The organism is Companilactobacillus nodensis DSM 19682 = JCM 14932 = NBRC 107160 (genome assembly GCF_000615905.1).
GTDB classification, from domain to species: Bacteria; Bacillota; Bacilli; order Lactobacillales; family Lactobacillaceae; genus Companilactobacillus; species Companilactobacillus nodensis.
The window spans coordinates 1-1,543 of sequence record NZ_BAMN01000049.1; the positions used below are offsets into that span (position 1 = coordinate 1).

Consider the following 1,543-nt stretch of genomic DNA (forward strand, 5'->3'; position numbering starts at 1 on the left):
TACGGTTGACATTGAACTCATTGCCAAAACACCCGACCAACGACTGATTAAGCAAGTTGTGACTGATAAGTCAGGAAATACGTTCAAGGTTAAGTTTCCAGATGAAATGTACACAAATGTCGGCGTATTCAGAAACATGTATTTCAAGGTTGGGGATGATTCCACATCGGATATTAAGTTAGTCGTGCTGCAAGGGATCGGATCAATAAAAGAAGCGGGCAGTTATATTGATGACTTTGAAACCTTAACTAAGCAAGCCGAATCTTATAGTTTTAGCCTTAAAAGACTTTGCCGATACCGGAAACGCAAAGATTGATAGCAAAGTTGCAGAATTGACTGGTAAGATGCAGAGTTTCGTGGATAAGTCAGAGGAAGACTTAGATGCTGCTAAAGCGGCATGGAACACATTCAAAAGTAATTCAGAGACAGCAGCAACTTCGCAGCGTGACGGTTTCGATACGGAATTTAACAAGCTAATTTCTGATGATAAGGCAATGTTTGAAACAATTACTACTAATTTCAACAAAGTTATTTCTGATGGTAAGGAACAAAACGCAACTAATCAAAAGGACTTTGATGCTGCTGAATCAAAACGTGAAAATGATTTTACTAGCCAAAGTGCAGACTTTGAAAAACGATATGTTGCTCAAGGTTCAGATTTTGAAGATAGATTCAAAAATCTTATTTCAACTCTACAATCTGATTATGACAGCTTTAAGGAATTATTAACTAATGATGTAGCTGATTTAAATAAGAAGTTAACTGATTTAGGAAAAGATGCTACGGCATTACAAACACAAGCGGATAAAATTAGTAGCCAGCTTGATTCGGTTGATTTAACTCAAATGACGACCAATAAAAACGATATTGTTAATTTGCAAACTCAAGTTAATAACAGTGCAGTTGGTACTAATTTACTATTAGGGACGAGTTCGTCAGAAAAGTCATACACAGGTGACTTTTCAACTGTATCCGGTTGGGTTAACGATCCAGCATTAACACCAGTTAATGCTGGGAATACCTATACCTACTCAATATATTTAACAAAATTAACAGGCTCTTTTGCTTTGGGGTATTGGGGATATGACAACAACAAAAAATATGTTGGATGGTTTCCCAGTGCTAATTATTCTTCATCGGGTAAAGCTTCATGGACATTCACAATTCCTAGTGGCATATCTTATATATCTCCACATATTGTGCACAGTTCTGATGATTTCGCTTGCACAGCAAAAGAAGAAAAACTTGAGCTAGGTTCATATGCTACTGATTGGTGTCCTAATCCATCAGAAATTGCGACTAATGATGGTGTTCAAACGGCCATTACAAACGCCCTAGACAAAGCCGATTATTCCACGACCGCAGATGTCGACAGCAAAATTTCTACTGGTGTTGGACAAGCCAAAACATACGCTGAACAAAGCATCAAGGATATTATCGGTGCTGCTCCCGCTACATTGGACACTATTGCAGAGCTAGCCGATGCCGTGACTGAAAACAAAGATGGTGTTCAGGCTATTAATGAGGGAATAACGAAGAAAGC

2 pseudogenes are annotated in these 1,543 nt (G+C 38.2%); both read left to right on the top strand.

From position 1 onward, the window contains the following. Window positions 1-316: pseudogene (locus JCM14932_RS16185) on the top strand (phage tail protein); the annotation flags it as partial. Between the two features lie 40 nt (window positions 317-356). Next, a pseudogene (locus JCM14932_RS16820) lies at window positions 357-1,543 on the top strand (hypothetical protein); the annotation flags it as partial.